This window comes from Modestobacter sp. SSW1-42 (assembly GCF_046635825.1).
In the GTDB taxonomy this organism is placed as follows: domain Bacteria; phylum Actinomycetota; class Actinomycetes; order Mycobacteriales; family Geodermatophilaceae; genus Modestobacter.
Genome location: NZ_JBISCA010000005.1, coordinates 237,746 through 264,037, shown reverse-complemented (window position 1 = coordinate 264,037; position 26,292 = coordinate 237,746). Strand labels below are relative to the sequence as shown.

21 protein-coding genes and 1 riboswitch are annotated in these 26,292 nt (G+C 75.5%); of the genes, 16 read left to right on the top strand and 5 right to left on the bottom strand.

Annotated elements, in window-relative coordinates; translation table 11 throughout:
• Window positions 1-27: 27 nt before the first annotated feature.
• A complete protein-coding gene (locus ACGBYP_RS18540) occupies window positions 28-5,310 on the bottom strand; it encodes a DUF3320 domain-containing protein (RefSeq protein ID WP_411586476.1) in 5,283 nt (1,760 codons plus the stop codon).
• Window positions 5,311-5,582: 272 nt separating this feature from the next.
• Between ACGBYP_RS18540 and ACGBYP_RS18535 the strand changes: the two genes are divergently transcribed.
• Window positions 5,583-8,312 (top strand): MGH1-like glycoside hydrolase domain-containing protein, encoded by a 2,730-nt coding sequence (locus ACGBYP_RS18535; protein ID WP_411586474.1) that lies wholly within the window; start codon window positions 5,583-5,585, stop codon window positions 8,310-8,312.
• Between the two features lie 103 nt (window positions 8,313-8,415).
• Here the strand turns inward: ACGBYP_RS18535 and ACGBYP_RS18530 are convergent, their stop codons facing one another.
• Window positions 8,416-8,616 (bottom strand): hypothetical protein, encoded by a 201-nt coding sequence (locus tag ACGBYP_RS18530; RefSeq protein ID WP_411586472.1) that lies wholly within the window; start codon window positions 8,614-8,616, stop codon window positions 8,416-8,418.
• A 104-nt stretch (window positions 8,617-8,720) separates the two neighbouring features.
• Window positions 8,721-9,224 (bottom strand): C40 family peptidase, encoded by a 504-nt coding sequence (locus ACGBYP_RS18525; RefSeq protein WP_411586755.1) that lies wholly within the window; start codon window positions 9,222-9,224, stop codon window positions 8,721-8,723.
• 24 nt (window positions 9,225-9,248) lie between these two features.
• A riboswitch (cyclic di-AMP (ydaO/yuaA leader) is annotated at window positions 9,249-9,403 on the bottom strand.
• Window positions 9,404-9,833: 430 nt separating this feature from the next.
• On the opposite strand from ACGBYP_RS18525, the gene ACGBYP_RS18520 reads away from it, so the two are divergent.
• The 13 genes from ACGBYP_RS18520 (at window position 9,834) to ACGBYP_RS18460 (ending at window position 21,197) form a co-directional block, all read left to right on the top strand.
• Complete coding sequence (locus ACGBYP_RS18520; protein ID WP_269177506.1) at window positions 9,834-10,409, top strand: TerD family protein; 576 nt, start codon at window positions 9,834-9,836, stop codon at window positions 10,407-10,409.
• A gap of 65 nt (window positions 10,410-10,474) precedes the next feature.
• Window positions 10,475-11,053 (top strand): TerD family protein, encoded by a 579-nt coding sequence (locus tag ACGBYP_RS18515; RefSeq protein ID WP_411586471.1) that lies wholly within the window; start codon window positions 10,475-10,477, stop codon window positions 11,051-11,053.
• A 55-nt stretch (window positions 11,054-11,108) separates the two neighbouring features.
• Window positions 11,109-11,765, top strand: coding sequence for a hypothetical protein (locus tag ACGBYP_RS18510; protein ID WP_411586470.1), 657 nt, complete (start codon window positions 11,109-11,111; stop codon window positions 11,763-11,765).
• A gap of 88 nt (window positions 11,766-11,853) precedes the next feature.
• Window positions 11,854-12,432, top strand: coding sequence for a TerD family protein (locus tag ACGBYP_RS18505; protein WP_411586469.1), 579 nt, complete (start codon window positions 11,854-11,856; stop codon window positions 12,430-12,432).
• Between the two features lie 34 nt (window positions 12,433-12,466).
• Complete coding sequence (locus tag ACGBYP_RS18500) at window positions 12,467-13,699, top strand: toxic anion resistance protein (RefSeq protein ID WP_411586467.1); 1,233 nt, start codon at window positions 12,467-12,469, stop codon at window positions 13,697-13,699.
• A 39-nt stretch (window positions 13,700-13,738) separates the two neighbouring features.
• Window positions 13,739-14,227, top strand: a complete 489-nt coding sequence (locus ACGBYP_RS18495; protein WP_411586465.1) for a hypothetical protein — start codon at window positions 13,739-13,741, stop codon at window positions 14,225-14,227.
• Between the two features lie 10 nt (window positions 14,228-14,237).
• Window positions 14,238-14,801, top strand: coding sequence for a TerD family protein (locus tag ACGBYP_RS18490; RefSeq protein ID WP_411586464.1), 564 nt, complete (start codon window positions 14,238-14,240; stop codon window positions 14,799-14,801).
• Window positions 14,802-15,382: 581 nt separating this feature from the next.
• Window positions 15,383-15,925: a hypothetical protein gene (locus ACGBYP_RS18485; RefSeq protein ID WP_411586462.1), complete on the top strand. Its 543-nt coding sequence runs from the start codon at window positions 15,383-15,385 to the stop codon at window positions 15,923-15,925.
• Window positions 15,926-16,028: 103 nt separating this feature from the next.
• Window positions 16,029-17,183 carry an HpcH/HpaI aldolase/citrate lyase family protein gene (locus ACGBYP_RS18480; protein ID WP_411586460.1) on the top strand — a complete coding sequence of 385 codons (1,155 nt, stop codon included), beginning with the start codon at window positions 16,029-16,031 and terminating at the stop codon, window positions 17,181-17,183.
• Window positions 17,180-18,565 (top strand): phosphoribosyltransferase family protein, encoded by a 1,386-nt coding sequence (locus ACGBYP_RS18475; RefSeq protein WP_411586458.1) that lies wholly within the window; start codon window positions 17,180-17,182, stop codon window positions 18,563-18,565. Before ACGBYP_RS18480 ends, ACGBYP_RS18475 begins: the two co-directional genes overlap by 4 nt.
• Window positions 18,562-19,710 carry a cysteine protease StiP family protein gene (locus ACGBYP_RS18470; RefSeq protein ID WP_411586457.1) on the top strand — a complete coding sequence of 383 codons (1,149 nt, stop codon included), beginning with the start codon at window positions 18,562-18,564 and terminating at the stop codon, window positions 19,708-19,710. Before ACGBYP_RS18475 ends, ACGBYP_RS18470 begins: the two co-directional genes overlap by 4 nt.
• On the top strand, window positions 19,707-20,570 hold the full coding sequence (locus tag ACGBYP_RS18465) for an HAD family hydrolase (protein ID WP_411586455.1): 864 nt from the start codon (window positions 19,707-19,709) through the stop codon (window positions 20,568-20,570). Before ACGBYP_RS18470 ends, ACGBYP_RS18465 begins: the two co-directional genes overlap by 4 nt.
• 138 nt (window positions 20,571-20,708) lie before the next feature.
• Window positions 20,709-21,197 (top strand): hypothetical protein, encoded by a 489-nt coding sequence (locus ACGBYP_RS18460; RefSeq protein ID WP_411586453.1) that lies wholly within the window; start codon window positions 20,709-20,711, stop codon window positions 21,195-21,197.
• 75 nt (window positions 21,198-21,272) lie between these two features.
• On the opposite strand, the gene ACGBYP_RS18455 is transcribed toward ACGBYP_RS18460, so the two are convergent.
• Window positions 21,273-22,103: a hypothetical protein gene (locus tag ACGBYP_RS18455; protein ID WP_411586451.1), complete on the bottom strand. Its 831-nt coding sequence runs from the start codon at window positions 22,101-22,103 to the stop codon at window positions 21,273-21,275.
• Between the two features lie 203 nt (window positions 22,104-22,306).
• On the opposite strand from ACGBYP_RS18455, the gene ACGBYP_RS18450 reads away from it, so the two are divergent.
• Entirely contained in the window at window positions 22,307-24,127 is a 1,821-nt protein-coding gene (locus ACGBYP_RS18450; RefSeq protein WP_411586448.1) for a metallophosphoesterase family protein, read from the top strand.
• 170 nt (window positions 24,128-24,297) lie between these two features.
• Complete coding sequence (locus ACGBYP_RS18445) at window positions 24,298-25,059, top strand: biosynthetic peptidoglycan transglycosylase (RefSeq protein ID WP_411586446.1); 762 nt, start codon at window positions 24,298-24,300, stop codon at window positions 25,057-25,059.
• A gap of 36 nt (window positions 25,060-25,095) precedes the next feature.
• On the opposite strand, the gene ACGBYP_RS18440 is transcribed toward ACGBYP_RS18445, so the two are convergent.
• Window positions 25,096-26,259 (bottom strand): RtcB family protein, encoded by a 1,164-nt coding sequence (locus ACGBYP_RS18440; RefSeq protein ID WP_411586444.1) that lies wholly within the window; start codon window positions 26,257-26,259, stop codon window positions 25,096-25,098.
• Window positions 26,260-26,292: the final 33 nt, after the last annotated feature.

The window sequence follows — 26,292 nt, the reverse complement described above, 5'->3', positions numbered from 1 at the left end:
CGACAGTCGCGAGCCGATTCCCGGGCGTCAGGCGGCGACGATCAGCGGGCCGGTCGGCTCCCGGGTCACCCGGCTGGCGCGTACGGCCGTGCCCAGCGCGCGCTCCAGGTGGGGCACCAGCACCGGGTGCCGCCGCGGGTGGCCGAACACCGCCAGCGTGCGGGCGAACAGCTCGTCGCGGGTCATCCCCGCGCTCGCCCGGCACAGCGCCACCATCGCGTTGCCGATCTCCTCGGGCGCCACGTGCTCCAGCGGGCGCTCGTCGAAGCCGCCTTGCCGGCGGAAGCCGGTCCAGGTCGCCGGGTCGACGCCTGCCGGCCACAGGAACTCCGACCCGGCGTCGGGCAGCAGCGACAGCACCTCCGCCGTCCGGGCCGCGTTGACCCGGGCCACCCCGAACGCGGCGGCGGTCCGCTGCACCAGCCGGTCCCGGTGCACCGGGCCCTCGGCGGCGATCCCCGCCTCCAGCACCCGCCGCACACGCCCGGCGACCTCCGGGTCGCCGAGCTCGCGGAACGACCGCGGGGATCCTGACGACGGCGGCGTCCACGGTACGAACGGCTGCTCGCCGGCCAGCACGGCCGGGGCCACCGACGGCCGCGCCGTCGTCCGCACCGGCTCGACGAGGGCCGGGGCGGCCGGGGCGGCCGGGCGGGCAGTCGGCGGGGGGACGGGGACCAGCGGGTGGGCGCCCTCCTCGGCCGCGGCGACGGGCTCGTGCACGGTTGCCGGCACCGCCGCCACCAGCCGGTCGAGCACCGCCTCGCGGTCGGCCAGCCACGCCGGCAGCCACACCCGCGCCACCGCCGGCCAGCCCAGCCGCTCGCGCAGCACCTCGTCGGGCAGCCCGTCGGCGACCGTCGGCTGGGCCGCCCACGCCGGGCCGTCCAGCAGCACGGCCAGCACCGGGCGCTCCGGGGCCTCCGCCCGCGCAACGGTCAGGTCCAGCCGGGACGACGACAGCCCGACGTCGGTGCGCACCACCAGGCCACGGGCCCGCAGCGCGGCGGCGACGTCCTCGCGGTGCGGGTCGGGTGCGGCCAGCGTCCGGGGCAGCGTCGCGGCCCCGGTCACCACGTCGAGCCAGGCGCGCAGGTGCCGCACGCCGGTCAGCGCCGTCGCGTCGTCCCGCAGCTGCGCCGGGTCGAAGGAGGCGAAGACGACGACCTCGTGGCTGGCGCGCGCGGTCGCCGCCGCCAGCCACCGCTCGCCGCCGGCCCGGCTCAGCGGACCGAAGTCCCCAGGCAGGGCATCGGGCCCGCAGCCCAGCGAGAACAGCACGACCTCGGCCGCCGGGACGTCGGTGACCGGGACGACGGTGACGTGCCCGGGCTCCGCGTGGTCGGCCAGCAGCCGCTCGATCAGCGCCCGCTGCGGCTCGGTGAGGGTGACGACGGTGACCGGGCGGCCGGACCGCCGGCGCACCTCGGCCACCACCGCGTGCGCCTCGGTCGGGTTGGTGCCCTGCAGCTCGCCGGCCGCGCGCAGCACCGCACCCGGCACCCGGCGCAGCGAGACGGCCGGGCCGGTGGGGGAGGGGAGGGTGGCCAGCGACCCGGACAGGTGGGTGCGGTTGGCGAAGGCGACCAGCGACTCGTCCCGGCTCGCGTGGTGCACGGTCAGGTCGCGGCGGGGCACCCCCGCCCGCAGGCACGCGGTGGCCAGGTCGCCGGGCGCGGCGGCCAGCGGGTCGCCGACGACCACCGCCGTCCGGGCCCGGCTGAGCGCACCCAGGCCGGCGACGACCGGGAACCCGCCGTCGACGACGACGAGGTCGAAGCCGTCCGCGCCGGGCGGGAGCAGCCGGGCGACCGCGTCCGGGGAGGCCAGCACCACCTGCCCGTCCCCCGGGACGGCGGCCGCCCGCAGCGCGCGGGCAGCCGCCAGGTGGTCGCGGACCGCGGCGTCGAGGTCGGCGCCGGCGTCCGGGCCGGCTGCCGCGGAACGCTCGGCCAGCGAGGTCACCGCCAGCCCGCGGTCGAAGGCCGCGGCCGCGTCGGCCGCGGCGATCCCGCCGGTGAGCAGGACGCCGCGCAGCTCGCCGAGCCCGGCGGCGTCCAGCAGCCGCAGCTGCTGCAGCAGGTCGCGCCAGCGCCCCAGCGACGGCAGCCCGAACTCCTCCATCGCCCGCTCGGCCTGCGTGGTCTCCCAGCGCGGCACGAACCCGGTGCCGCACCACGCGGCCCATGCAGTCGGCGCGGGGCGCACCACCGCCAGCAGCCGGGCCAGGGCGTCGCGCAGCGCCGTCACGGCCGCGGCCGCCGCCGGGTCGTGCGGCGGTCCGGTGTCCAGGTAGCGGCGCAGCGCCGGGGTGAACGGCCGCGACCGGTCCATCGCCGCCCGCAGCTCGCGCAGCCGGGCCACCTGCCGCTCCACGAGCCCGGGGTCCAGCAGCGGGTTCCACGACCACGGCACACGCAGCCCGGCGACGTCCCCGGCGCAGTCGGCCAGCTCGCGCATCGCCGTCTGCACCTCCAGCAGCGACGCGGTGAGCTCCGCCAGTCCCGCCGGGTCGGCGACGGCGTCCGGCCGCAGCAGCGGGGCGAGCAGCTCGTGGACCGCGGCCAGCCGCTTGGCCCGCCCGATCCGTCCCGAGCCCGCGGCCGCCCGCGCCGACTCGGCGAGCTCCACCAGCGGCTGGTCGAGCGCCTCGGGCCGGGCGACGTCCAGTGCGGGGTGGGGGAGCGCGACGAAGGCGGCGACCTCCGCGACCAGCTGGTCGGCGGTGTCCGCCCAGTCGGGGAGCCCGGTGCGGTCCAGTTCGGCCAGGGGGACCGGGACGCCGGAGAGCACCGTGACCACCGCGTCGAGGTCCGCGGGCTGCAGCGCGGCGGCGACCACCCGGGCCAGCGGGCCGGCCGGGGGCAGCTGCGCGAGCGCGGCGTCGACGGCGACGACGGCGTCGGCCAGCACGACCGGGTCGAGCTCGGGGTCGTCGAGGAAGCCCCACGGGTGCCCCGGTCGTGGCCGGGTCGGGTCGGCCACCGCGGGCAGGCCGGCCAGCACCAGGCGGACGGCGGCGGTGGTGCGCACCGACGCGGTGGCCACGAACGCCTCGGGCACGGGCAGCACCGGGGCGTCGGGCTCGCCGTGCAGCAGGGCGCCGTGCGCGCGGTACAGCGACAGCCCGGCCGAGTTCGGGGTGTGCAGCCGGGCGGCGTGCGCGGCCAGCGCGCGGCGGGCGGCGGCCAGGTCGGCGGTGGTGTCCGTCCTGGTCGGCCGGGGCGTGCCCGGGACAGCCGCACCGGACAGGTCCTGCACGCGCCCGCCCAGGCCGGCGGTCCCGAGCCGGTCGGCCAGGACGGCCAGCGCGGCCGGGCGGGCGGCGACGACCAGCACCCGCCGACCGCGGCCGACAGCGGCCGCGGCCAGCGCGGCGACCGTCTGCACCGCGCCCGTGCCCGGAGCGGCGGCCAGCACGGTCGTCTCCCCGGCCAGGGCCGCCGCCACCGCCCGCAGTTGGGAGCCGTCGGCGGCGAGCGGGAGGGAGTCGGCCAGCGCGTCGAGGTCCGGGACGGCGTCCGCCGTGGGCGGCTCGGCGTCGCGCGCCCAGGTGGGCTCGGGGTGCAGCAGTGTGGAGACCAGCGGTGGGCGGCCCGGCCCGGCCGCGGCCCGGACGGCGTCCTCCCGGGTGCGCAGCGCCGCGGCCGGCACCCGGGCCAGGTCGGCGGTCGGCTCGACCCGGTGCGGCAGGCCGGCCAGGGCCAGGGCTGAGCGCAGCGCCCCCAGGTCGGCGGCCAGGTCGGGGACCGCGCCGACGGCGGGCACGTCGACGCCGAACCGGTCGCGCAGCTCGGCGAGCAGGCAGTCGTTGTACGCGGGCGCGCCCCCCGGCGCGGCGGCCACCCGGTGGGCGTCGCTGCCGGGCACGGGCGTGAGGACGACGGGCACCAGCAGCAGCGGGGACCGCACCGGCCGCCCCGCGCGCTCCCACACCACCGACCCCAGGGCCAGGTGCAGCTCGGCGGCCCCGGTCCGCGCCACGGCGCCGCGCGCCCGGGCGGTGAGCTCGCGCAGCCGCGGCAGGTAGGCCACCTGCGGCAGGTCGGTGTAGACCCCCGCATGCCGCTCCAGCAGCTCGGCGAGCTGGTACGGCGGGAGGTCGCTGCCGGCGCGGATGCCCCGGGCGCGCTGGGCGGCGCCGAGCTGGTCGGCCGGCAGCAGGGTGAGCGCCGTCCCGGCGGCCAGCAGGTCGGCCAGCGCCGGCAGCCGCAGCGACCGCACGCCCAGGGAGACGGTGCCGGCGCCGAGCTCCAGCAACGCGTCGCGGACGCCGTCGGGCAGGGCGAGCGGGTCGGCCGGCGGCTGCGGTGCGGCCGGCCGCCGGTCGGGGCCGGGGGTCCGCAGCGGCAGCGGGTGCACCCCGTCGGCTCGGGCGCGGTGCACGTCGGTGACCCCGAGGACCCCGGTCCGGTCACCGGTCAGCCAGGTGGTGGCCGGGATGCGGTGCAGGTCGCCGAAGGTGGCCGACGCGGCGCGCTGGGTGAGCATCGTGGTCTCGACCAGCTGCACCTCCCCGCGGTGCACCAGCTCGGCCAGGGCGGTCACCTCGGTGGTCGCGGTCGTGTCCGCGCAGCGGTCGGTGCGCCAGTAACCGAGGAAGGCGTGGTCGGCGCAGATCCACAGCAGCGGCCGCAGGCCGGCGTGCTCCAGCGCGGCGGCCAGGACGACGACGGTGTCCAGGCTGCTGCCGATGCGGTCCTCCAGCACCTGCGTCGGGGTGCGCACCGGCTGGGCGACGGTGGCCCAGCCCGGGCCGGGGTCGGCGGCCCGGATGCTGCGGCGGCGCATCGCCTCCACGATCGCGGCCGCCGTCTGGTCGACCCGCTCCGCACTGGCCGCACCGGCGACCGAGGCGTCTCCGGTGCGCCAGTACAGCGTGTCGGTGGCCGCGCCCACCAGGGCGGCGACGGCCGGGTCGTCGGGCCGCACGTGGGCGGCCAGCGTCTCCAGGGCCAGCGGCAGCGGAGCGGCCAGCCACGCACCGGCGGCCAGCACGGTCACCGGGCTGCCGGCCCGCCCGACCAGCTCGCCCGCGCACTCGGCGACCACCTCGACGCTGCCGATCCCGGGGGTGGTGCGCGCGGCGAGGACGTCGGCGTCCAGCAGCAGCGGGACGTCGGTCAGCGCGACCACCCGGCCCGGCTCCAGGTCGCAGCGCAGCTCGACCGGGGCGCCCAGCGGGCCGTCGTCGGTGGTGACCGCGACGGTGACGCGGACGTCGCGCAGCGGGCGGTCCCCGCCGGTGAGCGTCAGCCGGGTGACCACCGGGGCGCCGAGCCGGGCCAGTGCCTCACCGACCACGGGCACGGCGGCGACCGTGACGGACGTGCGGCCGGCTGCCGTCCCTTGCGGGACCGGCGGGGGGCCGGGGTGCGCGCCCATGGTCCCTGTCTACCCGCACCCCGCCGCGCGGGCGCGGACCCGGCAGCGTGCCTGTGACCGGTGGGGCGGGTGGTCCGAGCTGCCCGCCCCGCCCGCCGTCCGCTCCTCGTCCGGCGTCGACCGCCCCGGCGGTGACTCTCGTCTCGGCCCGCCCGTCCACCCGGAGGCGGGCGCCTGCGCATGGCAGTCTGGAGGTCGTGTCTGCCGCCACCTCCGGGTACGACGAGTCCACGAGCCCTCCCGGTCCGCAGGACGCCGACACCCCCCGCTCCGCCGAGCACGCCCGCCTCGCCGAGTCCTCCGACATGTCCGCGCCCTGGCGCATGTGGGGTCCCTACCTGGCCGGACGCCAGTGGGGGACCGTCCGCGAGGACTACTCCGAGGACGGCGACGCCTGGGCGTCCTTCCCGTTCGACCACGCCGTCGCCCGCGCCTACCGCTGGGGCGAGGACGGCCTGGGCGGCATCTGCGACCGCTACGGCTTCCTCAACTTCTCCGTGGCCATGTGGAACGGCAAGGACCCCGTCCTCAAGGAGCGGCTCTTCGGGCTGACGAACGCCGAGGGCAACCACGGCGAGGACGCCAAGGAGCACTGGTGGGCCGTCGACGGCACGCCGACGCACTCCTGGATGCAGTGGCTCTACCGCTACCCGCAGGCCGAGTACCCCTACGAGCAGCTGCGCGCGGAGAACGCCCGGCGCACCCGGCTGGAGCGCGAGTACGAGCTGTCCGACACCGGCGTGCTCGACGAGGACCGGTTCTTCGACGTCCAGGTCACCTACGCCAAGAACGCCCCGGACGACGTCTGCATCGTCGTCAGCGCCACCAACCACGGGCCGGACGCCGCCCCGCTGCACCTGCTGCCGCAGGTCTGGTTCCGCAACACCTGGTCCTGGGGCCACGACAAGCGCCAGGGCACGCTCACCCAGCTGCTCGCCCCCACGCTCACGGTCAACGGCGTGGAGGCGGTCGAGGCCGAGCACGGCTACCTCGGCCGCTACGTGCTGGCCGCGGAGGGCACCCCCGAGGTGCTGTTCTGCGACAACGAGACCAACGCCGTCGAGCTGTTCGGCGCCAAGCGCAACGCCACGAAGTACCCCAAGGACGGCATCAACCGCCGCGTCGTCCACGGTGACAAGTCGGCCGTGAACCCCGCCGACACCGGGACCAAGGCCGCGTTCTGGTACTCGTGGGACGCCGTCGCGCCGGGGGAGACCGTCACGGTCAAGCTGCGGCTGCGCACCGCCGAGCCCGACACGGAGATGTTCGGCCCGGCGTTCAACCGCGTGCTGCGCAGCCGCCGCACCGAGGCCGACGACTTCTACGGCAACGTCATCCACCCGGGGCTGTCCGACGACGACCGGCACGTCGCCCGCCGCGCCTACGCCGGGCTGCTGTGGACCAAGCAGCTGTACCGCTTCGACGTCGCGCAGTGGCTCGACGGCGACCCCGACGTCCCCGCGCCCGAGTCGCGGCGCGGCCGCGGGGGACGCAACACCAGCTGGCGGCACCTGGCGTTGGCCGACGTCATCTCCATGCCCGACGAGTGGGAGTACCCGTGGTTCGCCGCGTGGGACACCGCCTTCCACACCCTGCCGCTGGCGCACGTCGACCCCGACTTCGCCAAGGAACAGCTCGTGCTCATGTGCCGCGAGTGGGCGATGCACCCCAACGGCCAGCTGCCGGCGTACGAGTGGGCCTTCGGTGACGTCAACCCGCCGGTGCACGCCTGGGCGGCCTGGCACGTCTACCGGATCGACGGCTACCGCGACCGGGCGTTCCTCATCCGGGTGTTCACCAAGCTGCTGCTGAACTTCTCCTGGTGGGTCAACCGCAAGGACGCCGACGGCTCGAACGTCTTCGAGGGCGGCTTCCTCGGGATGGACAACATCGCGCTGTTCGACCGCTCCGCCCCGCTGCCCCCGGGCTACCGGCTGGAGCAGTCGGACGCGACGAGCTGGATGGCGTTCTACTGCCAGCAGATGCTCAAGATCGCCCTCGAGCTGTCCCGGTCCAACCAGGCCTGGGACGGCGTCGCGACCAAGTTCTTCGAGCACTTCCTCGCCATCGCCGAGGCGATGAACGCCTTCGGGTCGCAGGAGGTGAAGCTGTGGCACTCCGACGACGGCTTCTTCTACGACGTGCTCGTCGCCCCCGACGGGACGGCGGAGCCGCTGCGGGTGCGGTCGATGGTCGGGCTGCTGCCGATCCTGGGCGCCACCGACATCCCGGCGTGGGTGAGCACCCAGGTGCCCGACGTCGCCGAGCGCGTGCGGTGGCTGCAGAAGCGCCGTCCGCAGCTGATGGGCCCGCTGCGCAGCCGGTCGGCGGTCGAGGGCCGCAAGATCCTGCTGTCGCTGGTCGACAAGGACCGGCTGGCCCGCATCCTGCAGCGGATGTTCGACACCGACGAGTTCCTCTCCCCGTACGGCATCCGCTCGCTGTCGAAGTCCACCGGCCAGGTGATCGCCAAGGTCGGCGGCCGGGACGCGTCCATCGAGTACGAGCCGGGGGAGTCGCGCACCGGGCTGTTCGGCGGCAACTCCAACTGGCGCGGGCCGGTGTGGTTCCCGGTCAACGTGCTGCTCGCGGACAAGCTGCGCACGCTGGGCCGGCACTACGGCGACACGTTCACCATCGAGATCCCGACCGGGTCGGGCAACCGCTGCACGCTGGTCGACGCCGCCGACCTGATCGACTCCAGCCTCACCCGGCTGTTCCGCCCGGTCGACGGCAGGCGCCCGGCCGACGGCGACCGGATCGAGGCCAGCGACTCACCGCTGTGGCGGGAGCATCCGACCTTCAGCGAGTTCTTCGACGGCGACACCGGCGAGGGCCTGGGCGCCACCCACCAGACCGGCTGGACGGCGCTGGTCGCGCACCTGCTCAACCCGCGGCTCCCACCCGACCCCCGCTGGGCCGGCTGACCGCCGCTCGATGGAGTCCCAGGGGTGCGTTACCGGCGCGCTGGGACTCCATCGGTGGACAGCGCGTCGTCGTACCGCCCGCCGGGCGGCCCGGTCGGGTCGGTCACCGCGGCGGCAGCTCGGCGGCGGCGCCGGAGTCCCAGCTCAGGACGTCGGCCAGCGCGACGTCCGCCTCGACCGCGGCGACCACCGTGGCCGCCACCTGCCGCGGCTCGACGTCCGGTGCGGCCGGGCTGGGGTCCGGCAGCCGGCGCGGCGAGGCGACCGCCGACCGGGTGCGGGCGAGCTCGGCCTCCGACTTCACCCTCGACGCCGACGACCGCATCGCCGTCCCGACCATCGCCCCGTGAACGGCTGACGGAGTCCCAGCGCTGCGGATCCCGAGCGCTGGGACTCCATCAGTGGGCGTCAGGCGATGCGGCGGGCGGAGTTGTAGCCCCACATGCGGTCGACGTCGGCGATGCGCACGACGTCACCGCGGGTCGGGGCGTGCACCATCTTCCCGTCGCCGAGGTAGATGCCCACGTGGCCGACCGGGTTGTAGAAGAACACCAGGTCACCGGGGCGCAGGTCGGCCCGGGAGACGGGCGTGCCCGCGGTGGCCTGCGCGCGGGACGTGCGCGGCACCGAGACGCCGGCCGAGGCCGCGGCGTACTGGACCAGCCCGGAGCAGTCGAAGCCCCGGGTGGTGGACCCGCCCCAGACGTAGGGCGTGCCCTGCAGCGAGAGGGCGGTGTCGACGATCCGCTGGGCCGCGCCGTTCGGGGCGACGACCTGGCTGGGGGCCGACACCACGGGGGCGCCGGGAGGAGCGGCCGCCTGGGCGGCCATCGGGCTGAGCATGATGCCCGCGCCGGTGAGCAGGGCGAGAGCCGCCCCGCGGGTGGAACGACGGGACGTGGTGGTGCGCATGGTCGTCACGGACGACGTTTCTCCTGGTTCTCCGCAACCGCCTACCGAGTTAGCTGACGGGTTCGGGCGGGGAACTCGCCCGGCGCTGCGGCACGGGTGTGCCGGTCGCGCTTCACCCCAGGACTGCGATGGGTCCCCGGCCCGGGCATGGTGCCGCCGTGGCTCGGCGGCCGCCCGGTTCGGCGGTGCCCGCCGGCTCGTCGCCGGGTCGGCGACTGGTGGAACGCGGCGGGTGACGGGAACGTATGGCGGTCTCCCGGTGATCGCACAGCGGCCCGGCGGGGTCCCCGGACGCCGACGGCCGGACACGGCGCGCCATGGTCGCGCGACTCGCCGTGACTGACCTGCGCGGCTCCAGGCCGGTCCGCCGAGGAGCCGGCGGAAACGGCCAGGACAAGTTGGCCGACACATCTTCTGGTCATCGCGTGCCGGAAACGTACAGTCACCGACCGTTCACCCAGTTGTGGACGATCGAGGGGGTGGGTCGGGACCGTCCACCGGACGGGCGGACTCCCAGCAACCCCACAGCGATGCTGCCTAGTATCCGAGCCGAGAGAGCCGGGTCGGCAGGTGTCGGAGCGGCCCGCGAACCGATCAGAGGAGATCCAGGTGGCAGTCAGCCTCAGCAAGGGCGGGAACGTCTCACTCACCAAGGAGGCTCCCGGGCTCAAGACGGTGATCGTCGGCCTGGGCTGGGACGCCCGCACCACCGACGGCAAGCCCTTCGACCTCGACGCCTCCGCGATCGGCCTCGGCGCCGACGGCAAGGCCCCGGCCGACGAGTACTTCGTGTTCTTCAACAACCTGCGCAGCCCCGACGGCGCCATCGAGCACACCGGCGACAACCTCACCGGTGAGGGCGGTGGCGACGACGAGCAGATCAAGGTCGACCTCGCCGGCGCCCCGGCCACCCTCGACCGCGTCGTCTTCCCCGTCTCGGTCTACGAGGCCGACGAGCGCGGGCAGAGCTTCGGGCAGGTGCGCAACGCCTTCATCCGCGTCATCAACGCCGCCGACAACCGCGAGATCGCCCGCTACGACCTCTCCGAGGACGCCTCCACCGAGACCGCCATGGTCTTCGGCGAGCTGTACCGCAACGGCAGCGACTGGAAGTTCCGCGCCGTGGGCCAGGGCTACTCGGCCGGCCTCGGCGGCATCGCCCGCGACTTCGGCATCAACGTCTGACCTCCCCGGCCGGCGGCGGGCCCCGCCGCCGGCCACCGCGGACCCACGGAGCAGAGGAGTCGGACATGGGCGTCAGCCTCGCCAAGGGCGGCAACGTCTCGTTGACCAAGGAGGCCCCCGGCCTCACCGCGGCCGTGGTGGGCCTGGGCTGGGACGCCCGGACGACGTCGGGCTCGGCGTTCGACCTCGACGCGTCCGCGCTGCTGGTCAACAGCGTGGGGCGGGTGCTCTCCGACGAGCACTTCGTCTTCTTCAACAACCTGGTCTCACCCGACGGCTCGGTCGAGCACACCGGGGACAACACCACCGGCCTGGGCGACGGCGACGACGAGGCCATCCGGGTCGGCCTGGCCGCCGTGCCGCCCGACGTCGACAAGATCGTCTTCGCGGTCTCCATCTACGAGGCCGACGCCCGCCGGCAGTCCTTCGGCCAGGTCCGCAACGCCTACATCCGGGTGGTCGACGCCGACGACGGTGTCGAGCTCGCCCGTTACGACCTGTCCGAGGACGCCTCCACCGAGACGGCGATGATCTTCGGCGAGGTGTACCGGCGCGGCGGCGAGTGGAAGTTCCGCGCGGTCGGCCAGGGCTACCAGTCCGGGCTGGCCGGCATCGCCACGGAGTTCGGCGTCAACGTCGGCTGAGCGTGGTTGGCTGCACGGACGGCGCCCCGGCGCTCCGACACGAAGGGACCCCGAGGTGCCGATCGACTACACCAAGCGGCCGCGCGAGCAGGCCCCGGCGACGCCGGGGAGGGTGACGCTGACCAAGGCCGCGCCGACCGTGTCGCTGACCAAGTCCGGCGGCGGGGGCGGCGTCCTGCGGGTCAACCTCAACTGGACCTCCCGCCCGGCCGGCGGTGGCTTCCTGCGCAAGCGCGAGCCGGACGTCGACCTGGACCTCGGCTGCCTCTACGAGCTCACCGACGGGAGGAAGGGCGTCGTCCAGGCGCTGGGCAACGCCTTCTCCGTCACCGCGCCCGGCGCGGCCTCGCCGACCATCTGGCTCGACGGCGACGACCGGTCCGGCGGCAACGCGGCGGGGGAGAACCTGCACGTCGACCTGGCCCAGTCGGCCGCCATCCGGCGGGTGCTGGTGTTCGCCTACATCTACCAGGGCCCGGCGAACTGGGCCGCCGCCGACGGCCTGGTCACCCTCACCCCGGTGTCCGGGCCCACGATCGAGGTGCGCCTCGACGAACCCCGCGACGGCGCCCGCACCTGCGCCATCGCCCTGCTCACCCCCAGCGGCGGCGACCTCGCGGTGCGCCGCGAGGTCCGCTACGTCGACGGCACCCAGGCCCAGCTCGACGCGGCCTACGACTGGGGCATCCGCTGGGGCGTCGGCCGCAAGTGAGCCCGGCCCCGGGAACCCCGGACGCCCGGCCGTCGTCTGACCGGCCGGACCCCCACGTGCACGGCACGACCACAGAGGAGTGGCATCGATGAGCGTCAACCTGAGCAAGGGCCAGAAGGTCAGCCTGTCCAAGCGGGACGGCGGCTCGCTGACCCGCGTCCGCATGGGCCTGGGCTGGGACGCGGTCAAGAAGAAGGGCTTCTTCGGCGGCGGCAAGGCCCAGTCGGTCGACCTCGACGCCTCCGCGCTGCTGCTGGACGCCTCGGGCAACCTCGTCGACCAGGTCTGGTTCCGCCAGCTGCGCAGCTCCGACGGATCGGTGCTGCACACCGGTGACAACCGCACCGGCGCCGGCGACGGCGACGACGAGGCGATCCAGGTCGACCTGTCCCGGGTGCCCGCCTCGGTCACCAACGTCGTCTTCACGGTGAACTCCTTCACCGGCCAGGACTTCTCCTCGATCGCCAACGCCTTCTGCCGGCTCATCGACGAGACCACCGAGACCGAGATCGCCCGCTACGAGCTCACCGGCTCCGGCTCGCACAACGCGCAAATCATGGCGCGGGTGACCCGCGACGGCGCCGGCTGGTCGATGACCGCTCTCGGCGTCCCGGCGTCCGGTCGGACGTTCCGCGACCTCATGCCCGCGGTCTCCAGCGCCCTCTGACCGACCCGACCGATCCGCTGTAGGAGGAACCCCCGTGTCCGAACTGGACCTCAGCGCGTCGTCGGCCACCCCGACGGCGACCCCGGCCGCGGCGCCGGCGGCGGGCGCGCTGGTGCTCGCCCCGCCGGCCCCGGTCGTCGTCGTCGCGCCGGAGGCGGCTGCCGGCGCCGTCCCGATCGAGGACACCAAGGCGGTGGAGCTGCGCAGCCGGGCCGAGGCGTTCGTCGCCGACCTGGTCTCGCTGGACTCGAGGTCGCCGGCGTTCGCGGAGAAGGTCGCCTCGATCACGAACATGGGCGACAAGGAGATGCGCTCCTCGGCGGCGGTCTCCAACCGCATGCTCGAGCGCCCGGCCGCGGCGATGGGCAAGGGCGCCGTCCAGGGCGCCGACGCCCAGACCCGGGTCTCCAACACCCTGGTCGACCTGCGCACCACCGTCACCGACCTGGACCCCAACCGGGCCGACCTGACCGGGGTGAAGAAGGTCCTCAAGTGGATCCCGGGCGGGGACAAGGTCGACCGGTACTTCGCCAAGTACCAGTCGGCGCAGTCGCACCTGGACTCGATCATCAAGGCGCTGGAGTCCGGTCAGGACGAGCTCCGCAAGGACAACGCGGCCATCGAGACCGAGAAGACCAACATGTGGGCGCTGATGGGCAAGCTGCGGGAGTACAACGAGCTCGCCGCCGCCCTCGACGCCGCGCTGGAGCAGCGGGTCGCCGAGCTCGAGGTCGCCGGCCGCACCGAGGACGCCACCACGGTGCGCTCCGACGCACTGTTCCCGGTGCGCCAGCGCCGGCAGGACATCCAGACCCAGATGGCGGTCGCGGTGCAGGGCTACATGGCCCTGGACCTCATCCGGCGCAACAACCTGGAGCTGATCCGCGGGGTCGACCGGGCGCAGACCACCACGATCGCCGCGCTGCGCACCGCGGTCATCGTGTCGCAGGCGCTCAGCCGGCAGAAGCTGGTGCTCGACCAGATCAACGCGCTGAACACGGTGACGTCGAACCTGATCGAGTCCACGTCGGAGCAGTTGCGCATCCAGGGCGGGGCGATCAACCAGCAGGCGGCGTCGTCGACCATCGACGTGGCCAAGCTGCAGGCCGCGTTCGACAACGTCTTCGCCACCATGGACGCCGTCGACACCTTCCGCGCGCAGGCCGTGGACTCGATGGCTGCGACCGTGCAGGCGCTGGAGGGCCAGATCCAGCGGGCGCAGCCCTACCTGGAGCGCACCCGCCGGAACGAGATCACCGGCGGGTGAGCGCACTGACCGGCACGGCGGACGGGGGGAGGCGCGGCGGTGGCGTGGTTCAGGCGGCCTGAGGCCGTCTCCCGGGTCGTCGCCGAGCTCACGCCCCAGGACGAGGACAGCCCGGCGGCGCTGCGGACGGCGATCACGGGCGTGAACCGGCTGGTGAACGCCTCCGCCGGTCGGCTGCCCCTGGCCGCGGTGGTCGCCGCCCGGCGGATCACCGACGCGCTCGGCGAGGTCGTCGACGGCGCCGAGGTGCGTCCGCTCGACGTCTACGCGGTCATCTCGGTGCGGGCCACGGCGACGGACTACCTGCCCACCACGGTGCGCGGCTACCTGGCCGTCGACGAGGAGCTCGTCGACACCCCGCGGGCCAGCGGCCGCACGCCGACCGAGTCGCTGCTCGAGCAGCTCGACGCGCTGGAGACCGCGGCGCTCGCCGTCCGGGACGCCGCGGCGCACCAGGACGTCGACGCGCTGATGACCCAGGGCAGCTTCCTGCGCACCAAGTTCTCCCGATCCGATCTCGACCTGTGAAGGACGCCTGATGCCGGCGATGAGCCGCGGCGCCAACGTGGCGCTGACCCGCGAGATCCCGGGGCTGAGCCGGATCCTCGTCGGCGTCTCCTGGAACGCCGGGGCCGAACGGCTGGTCCAGGACAACCTGGTGCTGGGCACCGTCCTGTGCGACGCCGACAGCAAGGCGCTCTCGCCCGAGCACTTCGTGTTCTTCAACCAGCTCACCTCCCCGGAGGAGTCGGTCGCCCAGCGGGAGACCGCGCTGGCCGGTGACGACGAGCAGGTCGAGATCGACCTGACCGCCGTCCCGGCCGAGGTCACCCGGGTCGTCGTGGTCCTCTACCTCAACGACGGGACGGCGCAGCGGCGCACCCTCGGGCAGCTGCGCGAGCTCACCGTCGTCGTCCGGGAGGCGCCGGGCAGCCGCGAGCTGGTGCGCTCGGAGAACCTGGCGAGCGCGCTGTCGGGGGAGACCGCGCTGGTGCTCGGCGAGGTCTACCGGCACCAGCGCGACTGGAAGTTCCGGGTGCTCGGCGCCGGCTACACCAGCGGGATCGCCGGCATCGCCGCCGACTACGGCCTGCCGCTGTGATCGGGCAGCCGCCGGCGTCCGCGCCGCCGCGCCCGGACCTGGGCTGGCTGCGGCACCGCACCCGGCGGCCGGTCCCGGGCACCGCACCGGCGCCCGAGCCGCCACGCCCCGCGCCGGCTCCCGAGCCCGCGCAGCCCACGCCGTCGGTGGGGCTCGACCTGTCCGCGCCGTCGGGCGGACTCGACCTGTCCGACCCGGCTCCGGTGCCGGGCCCCCGGCCGTCGGTGTCGCTGGACCTGTCGGATCCGGCCGCCGCGCCGCCCTCGCCCGCGGGCCCGCGGCCGGCGCCCTCGCTCGACCTGTCGGACCCGCTGGACCTCTCGGGTCCTCCCTCGGTCCCGGCGCCGAGCCCGAGCCCCCGGCCGTCGTCCTCGTTGGACCTGTCCTCACCGCTGGACCTGTCCGAGCCCGGGGCAGCGCCGGTGCCCGCCGCGAGCCCCCGGCCGTCGGACCCCTCGCCGCTCGACCTCGGCCCGGCGAGCCCGCCGCCCGCCGCCCCGGCCCCGGCCCCGGCTACGGCCCCAGCGCGGACGCCGGCGCCGGTGCGCCGCGCGGTGCCCCGGCTCGCCCCGGGAGGCCGGGTGATCCTGACCCGCCGCGACCCCACGGTCACCCTCACCCGGGTGCAGTCCGGCGTCGGCACGCTGACCATCGAGGCGATCTCGTCCGCCGCGGTCGGCGACGTGCGGATCGGGGCGCTGTACGCCCTGGCCGACGGCACCTCCGGCATCGTGCAGCTGGCCACCGGCATCGGCACCGCGCCGCCGGACTCCCGCCGTCCGGTGGTCACCGGCGCCCGCGGCGCCCACGAGAAGCTGACGGTCGACCTGCGGCAGTCCCGGGCGCTGTGCCGGCTGCTGGTCTACGCGTTCTCCGAGTCCGGCCGCGAGCTCGACTGGGGCGGCACGCTGCGGGTGACCACGTTCGGCGGGGCCCGGGTCGAGGTCCCGCTGGACGTCGGCCGGCACGCCGGTCCGGTCGCCGCCCTGTCGCTGTACGCGATCGACGGGGAGTTCGTGCTGCGCGCGGAGGGCGAGCTGCTCACCGGCGCCGTCCGCGAGGTCGCCCAGGCGTTCGGCTACGACCGGATCACCTGGGCCGACGGCGCCACGCCCGTCCTGTGACGCCCGGCATCCCGCTGTCCCTGGTCCGCTGCCGGGCCTGAGCCGTCCCGCGTCCCCCGCCCGCACCACCCAGCCACCGGTGGTCTCCCTCCCGAGGTCCTTCATGCGCCACTTCGACACCCTGACCGGCGCGGACCAGGCGCGGCTGTTCACCCTGCCGCCCCAGCCCTTCACCGCCACCGACGACGCCGCCGTGCTCGGGCTGGCCCTCGGCGCCACGCTCTACAGCCCGGCGACCCGCCCGGCCCTGGCGGGGGACCTCGCGCGCAACCGCGCTGCCGGGGTGCTCAGCGCCGTCCTCTGCCTGGAGGACGCGATCGCCGACGCCGACGTCCCCGCCGCCGAGCGCAACGTCGTCGCCCAGCTGCACGAGCACGCCGCGAGCGCCCCCGACGGCCCGCTGGTGTTCGTGCGGGTGCGCGCCCCCGAGCAGGTGCCGGCGATCGTGGCCGGGCTCGGCGGCGACGTCGGCGTGCTCACCGGGTTCGTGCTGCCCAAGTTCACCGCCCGCACCGGGCCGGCCTTCCTCGCCGAGGTGGTCGCCGCCAGCGAGCGCACCGGCCGGCTGCTGCGGGTGATGCCGGTGCTGGAGTCCCCGGAGATCGCCCACACCGAGTCCCGGGCGGCGGCGCTGCTGGGCATCCGCGACCTGCTCGCCGCGCACCGGGAGCTCGTGCTCGCCGTGCGGATCGGCGCCACCGACCTGTCCGCGGCCTACGGCCTGCGCCGCAGCCGCGAGCTCACCGTCTACGACGTCCGGGTGCTGGCCGACGTCATCGCCGACATCGTCAACGTCCTCGGCCGCGCCGACGGCACCGGCCACGTGATCACCGGCGCGGTCTGGGAGTACTTCTCCAGCCCCGAGCGGCTGTTCAAGCCCCAGCTGCGGCAGACCCCGTTCGAGGAGCACCAGGAGCGCGCGCTGCGCACCGAGCTCATCCGCCGCGACCTCGACGGGCTGATCCGCGAGGTGGTCCTGGACCGGGCCAACGGGCTGAGCGGCAAGACGGTCATCCACCCCTCGCACGTCGCCGCGGTGCACGCGCTGTCGGTGGTCACGCACGAGGAGCACAGCGACGCCGTCGCCGTCCTGGGCACCGGCGCGGCCGGCGGGGCGGCGGCCTCGGCGTTCGGCAACAAGATGAACGAGTCCAAGCCGCACACGGCCTGGGCGCTGCAGACCCTGCGGCGGGCCGCGGTGTTCGGCGTCGCCCACCCGAGGACGTCCTTCGTCGACCTGCTCGGGGCCGCGCTGTGAGGACCTGGAGCGGGCAGTGGACCGCCGACCGGCTCGGCGCCCGGCTCACCACCACCGCCGGCGTGGGCGGCCTGGTCGCCGAGGACCTCGTCGGCATGGCGCTGCGGCGCAACCCGCGCCGGGCGCACCTGCTGGTCAGCCGGGTGCTGGGCAAGCACGTGCCCACCGACCCTCGGCTGGTGCACGGCGCCGGCCGGCTGCTCGGGGCGCTGGTCGCCGACCGGCTCACCGGGGTGCCCAGCGGCGTCGCCGGGGACGGCGGTGCGCTGGTCGCCGCCGCGCTGCGGGGCGACGGCACGGCGTCGTCCCGGCTGCTCACCGTCCTCGACGCGCACCTGCCCACGGCGGCCGCCGACGCGCTGGTGCTCGGCTACGCCGAGACCGCCACCGGTCTCGGGCACGCGGTGGCCGACCAGCTGCGCGCCCCCTACCTGCACTCCACCCGGCGGCCGGTGCCCGGCGTGCCCCCGGTCGGGGCGTTCGAGGAGTCGCACTCGCACGCCACGAGCCACCTGCTGCTGCCCACGGACGCCGGGCTGCTGACCGGGCCGCGGCCGCTGGTGCTGGTCGACGACGAGCTGTCCACCGGCGCGACGGTGATGGACACGATCCGCGCCGTCCAGGCGTCCGCCCCGCGGCAGCGGTACCTGGTCGCCGCACTCGTCGACCTGCGCCCGGCCGCCGACCGGGCCGCGCTGGCCGCCTTCACCCGCCGCACCGGGGTGGACGTCGAGGTGGTCGCGCTGGTGTCCGGGGAGATCGCGCTGCCCGCCGACGCGCTGGACCGCGGCGCCGCCCTGGTCGAGGAGCACGGCCGGCCGCCGGTCGAGCCCCCTCCCGGGCCGGCCGCGGTGCGCACGGTCACCGGCTGGCCGGCCGGCGTCCGGGACGGCGCACGGCACGGCTTCGACGACGCCGAGCGCCCCGCCTTCGACGCCGCGGTGGCCGACCTGGCCCGGGAGCTGCTGCCCGGTCTGCCGCGCACGGCGGGGGAGCGGCTGCTCGTGCTCGCCACCGAGGAGCTGATGTACCTGCCCACCCGGCTGGCCGCCGAGCTCGCCGCGCTGCTGGCCGGCGACGGGGTGGAGGTGCTGGTCAGCAGCACCACCCGCTCGCCTGTCGTCCCGGTCGACGAGCCCGGCTGCGCGATCCGCACCGCGCTGACCTTCCCCGCGCACGACGACCCCGCCGACGGGCCCGGGCCGCGGTACGCCTACAACGTGGCGCCGCCGGCGGGCGGTGCGCCGTTCGACGCGGTGCTGCTGGTGGTCGACGACGCGACCACGGACGCCGACGCCGCGCTGCGGGCCCGGCTGGCCGCGGTGGCCGCCGGCCCGGTCACGGTCCTCACCGTCCCGAGCGCACGCCCGGGTGACCGGTGACCGCGACACTGCCGTCCGCGCTGCCGCCCGCGCTGCACGGCCCGGCGTTCGGCTCGTACCGCGCCGAGGAGGTCGGCTGGCTGCTCACCGACCTCTCCGGGGCCGACCTGGAGGCGCCGGTCGAGGAGCGCGAGGAGGCCGTTCAGTCGGGTGCGGCGCACTACTCGGAGTCGCTGCCGGTCGAGTACCAGCCGGGACCGGAGTACCAGCGGCTGTTCGACCGGGCGCTGGAGTCCTCGGCGGGGACGCTCGCGCACGCCGTCGGGCTGGTCACCGAGCTCGTGCTCGCCGAGCGCGCGCGCCCCCCGGTGCTGGTCTCCCTGGCCCGCGCCGGCACCCCGGTCGGCATCCTGATGCGCCGCTGGGCCCGCGCCGCCCACGGGCTGGACCTCCCGCACGCGGCCGTGTCGATCCTGCGCGGGCGCGGCATCGACCAGGTGGCCCTGGCGTACCTGGCCGCCCGGCACGACCCGCGGGACGTCGTCTTCGTCGACGGCTGGACCGGCAAGGGCGCGATCAGCCGCGAGCTGGCCGGCTCGGTCGCCCGGGCCAACGCGGCGCTGCCGGCCGGACGCGGCTTCTCCGCCGAGCTGGCCGTGCTCGCCGACCCCGGCTCCTGCACGCCCACGTTCGGCACCCGGCGCGACTTCCTCATCGCCTCCGCGTGCCTGAACTCCACGGTGTCCGGCCTGGTGTCGCGCACCGTGCTCACCGACCGGCTGATCGCCCCCGGCCAGTTCCACGGCGCGAAGTTCTACGCGGACCTCGCGCCGGCCGACGTCTCGGCGCGGTTCCTGGACACCGTCAGCGACCGGTTCGCCGCGGTCGCCGGCCGGGTGGCCGCCGACCTGCCGGCCCATCGCGCCGCCGACCGCACCCCCACCTGGTCGGGCCGGGCGACCGTGCAGCGGCTGGCCGCCGAGCACGGCATCGCCGACCTGGACCTGGTCAAGCCCGGGGTGGGCGAGACCACCCGGGTGCTGCTGCGCCGGGTGCCGGAGAAGGTGCTGGTCCGCCGGGACGCCGTCGCCGACCTCGGCCACGTGCTGCTGCTGGCCGACCAGCGCGGCGCCGCCGTCGAGCTCGTCGACGACATGGCCTACGCCTGCGTCGGGCTGATCCGGCCCCTCGGGAGGACCACGTGACCCGCACGCTCATCGCCAGCGACCTCGACCGCACGCTCATCTACTCCGCGGCGGCAGCGCCCTCCGGTGGGCTCGTCGCCGACCCCGACGGCCCGGGCGCCACCGGGCTGGTCGCCGTCGAGCGGTACGAGGGCCGCGACATCTCCTTCATGACCCCCGCCGCCGCCACCGCGCTGGCCGCGCTCGCCGCGCGGGAGGTCGTCGTCCCGGTCACCACCCGGACCCCGGCCCAGCTCGCCCGGGTGCGGCTGCCCGGCCCCGCCCCCCGGTACGCGATCGCCGCGAACGGCGGGGTCCTGCTCGTCGACGGTGTCCCCGACCCCGTGTGGGCCGCCCGCGTGGCGCGCGAGGTGGCCGCGGTGGCGCCGCTGTCCGCGGTCCTCGCCGACCTCACCGCGCTCTGCCGTCCGGAGTGGGCCGGCCGCCCCCGGATCGCGGCCGACCTGTTCTGCTCTGTGGTCGTCGACCGGCCGGCCGTCCCCGCCGGGGTGGTCGAGCGGCTCACCGACCGGGCCCGGGCCGGCGGCTGGTCGGTGTCGCTGCAGGGCCGCAAGATCTACCTGGTGCCGCAGCCGCTGCAGAAGTCCACCGCGGCGATGGAGGTGGCCCGCCGGGTCGGCGCCGACGTCGTCCTGGCCGCCGGCGACTCGCTGCTGGACGTCGACCTGCTCGCCGCCGCCGACCGCGCGGTGCGCCCCGGGCACGGCGAGATCGCCGCCAGCGGCTGGTCGGCGCCCTGGGTCGACGCGCTGACCAGCACCGGAGCCGCGGCGGGGGAGGAGATCGTGGCCTGGTTCGCCGCGCACACCGGGAGCGTGCCGCCCCGCGACCGCCCGGACGCGCAAGCCGCCGTCCGGTAGCCCGCAGGCCGGCGCACACCTCGTTGTGGCACTGTCGTGACCGCCGGTGTGCGCGCCCGCACCCAGACCGGCACCACCCCCAGACCACCCTGCCGCGGCCACGCGGCGCCCGACCACCCCGAGCGAGGCACGGACCCGATGAGCACCGACGGCAGCACCCACCCCACCGAGCCGGGCTCGGCCGGGCCCGTCCCGCAGACCCCGGCCGGCGGCGCCACCTCCGTGGGCACCGCTGACACCCCGGGTGTCACCAGCCAGGGCACGATCGGCGACGGCACCACCCCGCACGGCACGGACCCCGACGGCACGGTCGGCGACGGCTCCGGCGAGCCCGGCTGGGTCGCCCGCAACACCAACGCGCTGATCTCGGCGCTGCTGGTGGTCATCGTGGCCGCCCTGGCCATCGCCGCGGTCGTGCTCTACCGCAACCAGCGGGACGACGCGAACGCCGACACCGAGGCCGCGGTGACCACGTTCCTGGCCGGGCAGGACCTCGAGGTCGAGACGATCGAGTGCACCGGCGACACCTGCGCGGTCATCGTCGGCGGCCAGGCGGCCACCGTGCTCGTCCAGGAGGACGACAACGGCGACCAGCACTTCGGCGTCAGCGCCTACAGCGGCGACTGACCCGCAGCACCACCGACACGACGAACGCCCCGCTCCCGGGAGACCCGGGGCGGGGCGTTCGTCGTCGGCGCCGGGTCAGCTGCGCGACAGCACCGGCTGGTTCTTCGCCCACTGCAGGAAGCGGGTGGCCTCCTGCAGGTCGGGCAGCTCGTTGCCGACCAGCGACCGCAGCAGGTCGTTGCTCCACACGGCCAGCCGGCCCACGGTCCACGCGGACTTCTCCACGGGCGGCAGGTCGAGCTCGAAGACCGCCTTGGCCAGCTCCTTCTTGCCGCCGGCCGCCGCGGTGTACTTCACGACGGGCAGGAACCGCTCGGGCTCGACCACGCACAGCACCTTGGTCAGCAGCGCCTCCTTGAAGGAGGGGAAGCCCAGCCCCTTCTTGGTGCCGTCGACCAGGTGGGTGAAACGGTCCTCGAGCTTGAGGCTCTCGGGACCGAACAGCAGGTACTCGATCGTCGCCCGCACCTGGCCGGCGGCCTTGTCCGGGCCGGCGGTCTTCCACGCCCGGTTGAACCCGGAGATGTTGCCCGGGTCGGCGACGGTCGTGGAGTTCGCGAAGTGCAGCAGCTGCTCGGGCGTGGCCGAGGACAGGCCCTCGCGGGTGAACAGCGCCGCGTAGCGCTCGCGGTAGGGGACGACGTCGGGGTCGGGCTCGGGCCGCTCCATCAGGAACTCCGACGTCAGCAGCATCACCCGCTCCCGCACGTCCGGTCGCACGTCGGCCGCGGCCGGGAAGCTCGCGTGCAGGGACTCCGACGTCTGGACCGCGGGGCGGGCCGGGTCGCGCCGGGCCTCACCGCGCAGCCACTCGTGGCCGCAGTCGTTGCAGTGGATCAGCAGCCGGCTGTCGGGCTGCGGCGTGCCGTTGATGTCGTCGGAATCGCAGGTGGGGCAGGTGATCATTGCCAAGGGAGCCCCGTTCGTCGGCGACGAGTCGGCGAGTGCGTCGTCGTCGGTCGTCTCACAGCGTCCCACGGATCGCCGGTGGGCCCGTCCCGACGGACCCACCGCCCACCCGGACGGGCCGACCGCGGGCGGGCGGTGTCGCCGGGACCACCCGCGCACCCGGGGCGTCCGGGCGCCGCGGCACGGGATGATGGGAGGCGATGGCGCACAACCGGCACGACGCCCAGCAGCTCACCCTGCCGTTCCCGGTGACCCGCCGGCAGCGCGCCGAGCACGTGGCCCGGCGGGCCGGTGACCTGGCCGCCGCGGCGCTGCGCTTCGTCGTCCGCTGGGTGCTGCGCATCGCGCTCCCGCTGGGCAGTGCGGCCGCGGTGCTGCAGGCCTTCCCGTACCACGCGACCGTGCAGGGCGTGCCGTTCGAGGTGCAGGGCTCGCTGTTCACCCGGCCGGGGCTGAGCGCGGACACCACGCTGGGCAGCTGGGAGTTCCCGGCGGTCAGCGGCGTGCCCTTCGGCGTGCACATCAGCCCCGAGGACGTCGACGTCCTGGCGCTGACCCGGCTGGCCGGCGGCGACGTCCCGAGCTTCGTGCAGCGGCTGCAGGCCGACGTGACCGAGCAGGCCCCCACGATCATCGGCTGGCTGGTGGCCGAGCTGCTCCTCGGCCTGGCGCTGGGGTTGGCCATCGCCGCGGCGCTGGGCATGTCGGTGCGCTACCTGCGCGGGCGCCCGCGGCGCCCGCACGAGCTGCGCCGCCGGGCGGGCCAGGCGGCCGCCGCCGCGGCCGTCACCGTGGCCGTGGCCGCGTACGGGGTGCTGAGCTACAACCCGAACTGGGTGCGGGAGTCGCAGCTCACCGGCACGCTGGCGGCCGCGCAGCTGTTCCCCAGCGAGCTGAGCCAGTACTACTCGCAGCAGTCGAAGGCCTTCGACGTGCTCGGCTCGGTCGTCGGGATCCAGGCCGCGCTGCAGGCGCAGATCGAGGACGACCAGACGCCGGAGACGGCGCTGCAGATCATGGTCATCTCCGACATGCACCTGGCCGCCAACTACCCGCTGGTGGCGCAGTACGCGGCCAACTACGGCGTCGACCTGGTGGTCAACGCCGGTGACGAGAGCGAGTTCGGCACCGCCGCCGAGCTCACGCCGTCCTACCTCGACGCCGTCCGGGCGCTGACCGCCACCACCCCGATGCTGTGGATCGCCGGCAACCACGACTCCCCGGCGACGGCGCAGGTCATGGGGGGCGTCCCCGGGGTCACCGTGCTGGGCACCAAGACGACCTTGGGCGGGGGCGGCTACGCAGTGACCGCCGGGGTGGTCGACGCCTTCGGGCTGACCATCGCCGGGCTCTCGGACCCCCGCGTCTACGGCGCGGCCGGCCGCTACGGCGCCGACGACCCCTCGGTGGTCGAGCCGCTGCAGCAGGAGGCGGCGCGCGAGGCGGTGGGCCCGCCGGAGGAGGACGAGGCGAGCGCGTCGTCCGCGACCCCGTCCGCGGCCGCCCCGTCGTCGGCGGCCGCGCCGACCGGCGGCGAGCAGGTCGACGGCGTCGCGGCCGAGGCCCGCCCGGTCGACGTGTTCGTCGCGCACGAGCCGGTCGCCGCCGAGGAGCTGCGCGAGGTGCTGCCCGGGCGCATCCGGCAGACCGTGTCCGGCCACGTGCACGCGCAGAACGACAGCGCCGACGTGCAGGCCGGCGACGCGACCATCGACCTGGTCGAGGGCTCGACCGGCGCCGGTGGGCTGGACAACATCGTGCGCGGCACGGAGCGGCCGCCGATCGAGTTCAGCATCGAGTCGGTGGCGGCGAACTGCCAGTTCACCCGGGTCGTGCGCTTCTCGATCGAGTCGGCCGCGCCCACCTTCGGCGACGCCCCCGAGGCCGTCACCACCCCGCAGGCGTTCGGCGACGACGTCACCGCCTCGACGATCTACTTCCGCCCGCAGGACGTCGCCCCCGACCGGGTGTGCGGCACCGAGCTCGGCATCGGCCCCGAGGAGCCCTGGCCCGGGAGCTGACTCCCGGTCCGCCGGAGCGGTGTCCTGCCCCGGGATGACGTCGTCCACCCCTGGGAGGAGCCGCCTGACCTGCGGGAAGTCACTCCCCAGGGCGATCACGAGATCGGCTTCTGCCCGGATCCTGGACGTGCGCCCGTCGGGGCGGCACGTGATTCGGGAGGAGGAAGTCGATGGCATCTGGTCTGCTGGACAGCCCGGAGGTGAGCCGGCCGCCGGCGCAGCGCTCCCGGGGACACCGTGTGCGCCGCGGCCTGCGGCGGGTCGTGGTCGCCCTGCTCGCCGCGCTGGGGCTGGCGCTCGGCATCGGCTGGGTGGTCACCCCCTCGGTCGACGACGCCGCCGAGCGGGTCACCGCCTTCCTCATGGCGCACGAGTCCCCCGCGCTGACCGTCGAGCCGGCGCCGGAGCTGCTCCAGGCGCTGGTCGCCACCGAGGACAGCAGCTTCTACGCCAACCCCGGCATCAGCCCGACCGGCGTCGTCCGCTCGTTCCGCGGCCTGGTCACCGGCACCGACGAGGGCGGCTCGACGCTGCCGCAGCAGCTGGCCAAGAACCTCTACCTGGACGGGGAGAACGGCCCGGTGCAGAAGGCCGAGGCCGTCGTCCTGGCCCTCAAGCTCGACGGGGCGTACAGCAAGACCGAGCTGCTCGAGATGTACCTCGACGACGGCTACTACGGGCACGGCTTCCACGGCCTCACCGCCGCGACGCAGGGCTACTTCGGCGTCGCGCCGGACCAGCTGACCTGGGCGCAGGCGTCGCTGCTGGCCGGGCTGTTCCAGGCACCGTCGGCCTACGACCCGCTGGTGCACCCCGACCTGGCCCGCGAGCGCCAGGCGCACGTGCTCGACCGGCTGGTCGACGTCGGTGACCTGACCCAGCGCCAGGCCGACGGCATCGCCACCGACGACTGGGGCCTGGTCACCGGCTGACGGCGTCCGCGCGGTGCGGTCGCCGCCAGCCGGCGTTCAGTCGCCCTTGACGTTGACGACCTGGCGGAGCGTGTGCCGGATCTCGACGAGGTCGGCGGCGTCGCGCATGACGACGTCGATGTCCTTGTAGGCATCGGGGTGCTCGTCGAGGAACGCGTCGGAGTGGCCCCACGCGATGCCGCTCATCCGCTGCTCCAGGTCGGCCCGGGTGAACAGCCGGCGGGCGGCGTTGCGCGAGTGGTTGCGGCCCGCGCCGTGCGGCGAGGACTCCAGCGCGTCGGCGTTGCCCCGCCCGGAGACGACGTAGGACGCCGTCCCCATGGAGCCCGGGATCAGCCCGGCCTGCCCCTCCCGCGCCGAGATCGCGCCCTTGCGGGACAGCCACACGTCGCGGCCGAAGTGGTGCTCGCGCTCGGTGTAGTTGTGGTGGCAGTTGACCGTCTCCAGCCGCTGGACGTCGTCGCGGAGGAAGCGTCCGGTCTGCTCGACGACGCGGTCCATCATCTCGGCGCGGTTGAGCCAGGCGAACCGCTGTGCCCAGTGCAGCGCCTCGATGTAGGCGTCGAACTCCGGCGTCCCCTCCTCGAGGTACGCGAGGTCGCGGTCGGCCAGCTCGACGCCGTGCGCGCGGCACCACTCCTGCGCCCGCCGGATGTGCACCGTGGCCAGCTTGTTGCCCACCCCGCGCGAGCCCGAGTGCAGGAACAGCCACACCCGGTCGCGCTCGTCGAGCGACACCTCGATGAAGTGGTTGCCCGAACCGAGCGAGCCCAGCTGCAGCGGCCAGTTGCCGGCCGCCCCGTCGGCCTGGTCGGCGCCCGGCAGCCCGCGCAGCTCCTCGACGCGGGGCTCGGCGGTGGCCCGGACGCGCTTGTCGTACCGACCCGCCGACAGCGGGACCGACCGCGAGATCTGCCCGTGCAGCACGCTCAGGTCGCGGCCGGCCAGGTCGGCGGCGTCGAACTGGGTGCGCACGGCCATCATCCCGCAGCCGATGTCGACCCCGACCGCCGCCGGGATGATCGCGCCCTCGGTCGGGATGACCGACCCGACGGTCGCGCCCATGCCCAGGTGCGCGTCGGGCATCAGCGCCATGTGCGGGTGGATGAACGGCATCGCCGCGGTGCGCTCGGCCTGCTCCCGGGTGTTGGGCTCCAGGACCGACGCCCAGTTGTAGAGCCGGTCGTTGATCTTCTCCATGGTCGTCCCTTTCCCTCCTGGTCCTGACCCGCC

Excerpts from the sequence above, each read along its gene's own strand:
- ACGBYP_RS18525 (WP_411586755.1), bottom strand. The coding sequence starts at position 9,224 with ATGCGCACCACCACGTCCCGTCGTTCCACCCGCGGGGCGGCTCTCGCC.
- ACGBYP_RS18515 (WP_411586471.1), top strand. The coding sequence starts at position 10,475 with ATGGGCGTCAGCCTCGCCAAGGGCGGCAACGTCTCGTTGACCAAGGAG.
- ACGBYP_RS18505 (WP_411586469.1), top strand. The coding sequence starts at position 11,854 with ATGAGCGTCAACCTGAGCAAGGGCCAGAAGGTCAGCCTGTCCAAGCGG.
- ACGBYP_RS18490 (WP_411586464.1), top strand. The coding sequence starts at position 14,238 with ATGCCGGCGATGAGCCGCGGCGCCAACGTGGCGCTGACCCGCGAGATC.
- ACGBYP_RS18480 (WP_411586460.1), top strand. The coding sequence starts at position 16,029 with ATGCGCCACTTCGACACCCTGACCGGCGCGGACCAGGCGCGGCTGTTC.
- ACGBYP_RS18460 (WP_411586453.1), top strand. The coding sequence starts at position 20,709 with ATGAGCACCGACGGCAGCACCCACCCCACCGAGCCGGGCTCGGCCGGG.
- ACGBYP_RS18455 (WP_411586451.1), bottom strand. The coding sequence starts at position 22,103 with ATGATCACCTGCCCCACCTGCGATTCCGACGACATCAACGGCACGCCG.
- ACGBYP_RS18450 (WP_411586448.1), top strand. The coding sequence starts at position 22,307 with ATGGCGCACAACCGGCACGACGCCCAGCAGCTCACCCTGCCGTTCCCG.
- ACGBYP_RS18445 (WP_411586446.1), top strand. The coding sequence starts at position 24,298 with ATGGCATCTGGTCTGCTGGACAGCCCGGAGGTGAGCCGGCCGCCGGCG.
- ACGBYP_RS18440 (WP_411586444.1), bottom strand. The coding sequence starts at position 26,259 with ATGGAGAAGATCAACGACCGGCTCTACAACTGGGCGTCGGTCCTGGAG.